Here is a 4256-nt window from a genome sequence, read left to right on the forward strand (position 1 = left end):
GTTGGAGGCAACGAGATGGGTGAAAAAGGCCTTTCCAGCATGGTTAACGAAATATCACGCTAGAATTTACCTAGATTTCATGAGTGGTACACATTCGTAAATTTTCCGGAGCCCCGGTAAGGAGTTGTTAAGGTCCGGCGTCGATAGTCGCAGGTAACTTGAGGGAGAAATCCCGTTCCTCAGCCCCGAGGATCCGAATTCGCTCAAGCCCCCGTTGTGACAGCAATCCCATCTCTTAAGGCGTCCTTTGGGCGCCTTTTCTTTTTATCGGGACCGAACCGCGGAGAGGGCTGACCTATTCCGCGAGCACACGGGTCGACGGAAAAGCGACCTCGACCAGAGTGCCTTCGCCCGGTGTCGAATTGATGGTGAACCGGGCACGGTTGGCTTCCACCATCGCTTTGGTCAACGGCAGTCCAAGCCCGGTCCCGTCGCCGCGTCCGCGCTTCAGCGCGTTGATCTGCTTGAACGGCTTCAGCGCCTGCTCGATCTCGGCATGGCTCATGCCGATGCCGGTGTCGCGCACCCGCATGACGACGTCGCCCGAGGTCTCATAGGCGGTCGAGACGATCACCTGGCCGCCGGCCTGAGTGTAACGGATGGCATTCGACAGGATGTTGAGCGCGATCTGGCGCACGCTGCGCAGGTCGGCCACCACTTCCGGCAGCCGCGAAGCGAAGCTGGAGCGGATGATGACCCGTTCGCGGTTGGCCTGCGGCTGCATCATCGCCACCGTCTCGGCCAGCGTGTCGTTGAGCGACACCGCCTCATAGGCCATCTCCTGCTGGCCAGCCTCGATCTTGGAGATGTCGAGCAGGTCGTTGACCAGGTCGAGCACATGATTGCCCGAGCGGTTGATATCGCGCAGATAGTCGCGGTAGCGGTCGTTGGCGACAGGTCCGAACTTCTCGTCGACCATCAATTCCGAAAAACCGATGATGGCATTGAGCGGGGTGCGGATCTCGTGGCTGATGCGGGCCAGGAAATCGGTCTTCTGCGAGGACGCGCGCTCGGCCACCGCACGTGCCTGCGTCAAGTCCTCTTCGGCCCGCTTCCACTGCGTGATGTCGCGAACGACGGCGCAGAAGCCGCTGTCGTTGGGCAGCCGGCCGATGGTCATGAACAGCGGAATGAAGCGTCCTTGCGACTCGCGCCCGATCACCTCGCGGCCGTCGTTCATGACACTCGCCACGCCGGGTTCGGACAGTCCGTTGAGATAGTCGCGCGCCGCGCGCTGGCTTTCGATCGCAAACAGCGAGGCGAACGGCTTGCCGGTCACATCGTCGCTGTCGAAGCCGAACAGCGCTTCCGCAGGCCGGCTAATCGATCGGATGGTGCCGTCACGGCCGATCAACACGACGCCGTCGGTGGCGGTGTCGATAATGGTGCGCATCTCGGCGATGCGCGCCTTGAGTTCGGAAATATCCGGCTGCGTCTGCTCGTCGCCAACCACATGCAGGCTCGCCGGCGCATCATCCTCGCCGGAGCGTCGCACGACCAGCATCAGCGCCTTGCCGTCGCGCCAGGGGACCGAGCGCAAAATGGCCTCGATCGGGAATTCCTGTCCGTCACGCGTTTTCAGCCGCAGCGCGCGATCGGTGCCGTCGGAAACGCCGTCGTCGGCATAGGGGTCGGCAAACAACGCGCCGAGGCCGCCGGCATCCGCCAGATCGTCAAGCGCCTCGTAACCCGTCAGGCTGAGGAATTCCTCATTCGCATAGTGCAACCGGTCCCCGGAATGGATGAGCAGCGGCACGGGCAGCTTGCCGAGCAGCGACGTGTCCGGAGCCTTGTGTTCATCTCCGGCGGAAAACGCCGACGGCACGAACCCTTCGGCCTTGAGCGGCGGAACCTGCAGGCGAGGGCGCTCGAGGGGTATTTCCGCAGAGACGCCTGCGGTTTCCTCGCCAACCGTCTGCTCGTCGGGCGACGCGGCTTCCTCGTCGGGCTGCGCCCAATCCTCATTGTCTTCGGCATCGCGAAAATCCGCCGACGTCATGCTGTCGTCATCGAGGCCATCATGTGTCGCGTCAGTGGATTCAGGCTCTTCGCCGGGCGAAACGGCAGCTGTGTTCTCTGGTTCCGCCGCCACGGGGCCACGTTCGTCATCTTGGCCGGCATAGTCGAGCAACGAGCCCGTCACATTCACCCCCGAGCGGGCGTCACGAGGGGCTTCGTCCGCGTGACCGTCAAGCCGTGCCAGATCCCGGTCGTCTTCGGCATCGACATCGGATGCCTCGACCGGTTCGTTCTCTGGCCCTGACGCAGGGATGCCGTCGGTGCGCATCGGGTCGTCGGACGCATTGACCGGAGCCTCGGTCTCCGCTGCCGATGCCTCCACAGTCTCGGTCTCTGGCGGCCCGACCGGAGCGCTATCCTTCTTCAGCCGCTCGCCGATTTCGCGGAACGCGCTGCGTTCCAGGGTCGACAGGCCCTTGTCGTTGGCAGGCTGGCGATGTTCGGCGAGCCGGATCACCTTATCGGCAAAGCGCCGCTCCTGTTTCGGCACGATGGTCAACGCCGGCACCTCGCCCTTGAACGGATCCGATGCCTGCGTGTCCTCGGTCTTGGGCTCTTCGGCGTTCGGCTGTTCGGGCGCGGGTTGGATGACTTGCGGTTCCGGCGTTGCCGGCGCCTGGCTATTGGGCACCAGCGCCATGCCGATGGCCTCCGGATCGACGACCGCGTCGCTGGCGCGGGCGACGCCGAAGCCGCGGAAACCCTCGAAGGCGCGGCTGCGGCCATAGACAGGCAGCGCCGCCAGGTCGACCGGTATCTTCAGATCGGTGCCGACGACCGGCCACAGCACGGAGCGCCCGGACCAGGTATCGCGCCGTTCGAGGAGCCCTGATATCTCGCCGGAGGGGTCGAGGCCGAATGTAGCGGCGACATCCCGGAAGCGGCGGCCGATCACGTCGGCCGCCGGCTTGCCGACGATGTCGGCGAATTCCGGCGACAGCGCGCTGAACTTGCCTTCGGCATCGGTGCGCCAGACGAAGCGCACCGGCGCCGCGGCGCGGTCTATCGCCGAGACGGTCGTCGGCGTGGCCGTGGACTGGACTTCCAGGGCGGCCGGCTCTTGAGGCGCTTCAGGTCCGGACGCGGCAGGTCGCGGCGCCTGTTGCCCTCCGTCCTCGCCGGCGTTGAAGTACCAATGGTCGTGCTGCGCGGGCATGCGCTCTGCTGCCGGCTGATCGCTGTTAGCCGCCGTCGGCGCCTGCCCGATCGCATCGGCGATCTCATGCTGCGATGCGGCGATGTCGCCGGCCGGCTGCGAGGCGCTCGGTTCGTCGGTCGGTGCCTCGCGGCCCTGTTCCGGCTGGGAAGCCGCGTCGCCAGCAGGTGCCGTCTCGGCAATGGTTTGCGTAGGATGTTCGCCCGCAGGGGCTGTGTCGTCGAGCTGGTCCTCGTCGATCACCACCAGCAGATGCCGCTCCTCGGTCAATCTTGCCAGCCCTGCCGGGTAGGAGGCCGTGCCGCCGGGGACAAGGCGCTTGACGATGCGGTCGCTCTCGGCTGCGACGTCGGCAACCAGTGCCGCCAGCGTCTCCGGCAGGATGCCCAGTGCCGAAAATCCTTCCGAGGCCGCCTCGACGTTGCCCCCGGCATCGACAAAGGCGATGAAATGACCATCCTCGGTGAGGCCGCTAATGGCGCGCGCGGCGATTTCGCCGGCACTGCGTGACCCGGTCTGAGCCGCCGGCACTGCCAGCATGATCGCCTTTTCGGCGTCCGGCATGGTCACCGCACTGGCCAGGAAGCCGACGGCGCGGCTGGTCATGCCGGTCGCCAGCCGCACCATGATGGCGCGGTCACTGCCAATCTCGGGAAATCCGCTGGTCGCCATGATCTGGCGCCTGGCGATCACGGGCAACTGCGCCGAGGCGCCGATGATCGCCTCGATGTCGGGATAACCGAACATCGCGGCTCCTGGCCCGTTGGCCCAGATCACCTGCTCCAGATCCGCCGACAGGATCGCGATCGCGTCGCCTGCCGCAAAGCGCTGGCGGACCGCGTCGAGCACGGCGACATCGAGGAAGGAATATTCGGACGGCATGCGCTTGGCGGACCTCACGGAGCGGCGATTTTGCAGTTAACGCTTTGTTAATAAAAGCCGGAGGCGCGAAGGTCCACAAGCCAGAACGTGCAAAGGCTGGAATCTGGGCTCTTGGTTAACGGCCCAAAAGAAATTTATGGTGCACTGCAACAAAGATATTGCAACGCACAAAATTTGCCTTTATATTGCCATCATACAG

The 4256-nt window shown here is 64.6% G+C and carries 1 protein-coding gene; it reads right to left on the reverse strand.

The features are described from left to right. Positions 1–295: 295 nt before the first annotated feature. Positions 296–4057 carry a PAS domain S-box protein gene (locus EN893_RS20975; RefSeq protein WP_127272204.1) on the reverse strand — a complete coding sequence of 1254 codons (3762 nt, stop codon included), beginning with the start codon at positions 4055–4057 and terminating at the stop codon, positions 296–298. Positions 4058–4256 lie beyond the last annotated feature (199 nt).

The organism is Mesorhizobium sp. M7A.F.Ca.CA.004.04.2.1, assembly GCF_004022825.1.
GTDB lineage: Bacteria > Pseudomonadota > Alphaproteobacteria > Rhizobiales > Rhizobiaceae > Mesorhizobium.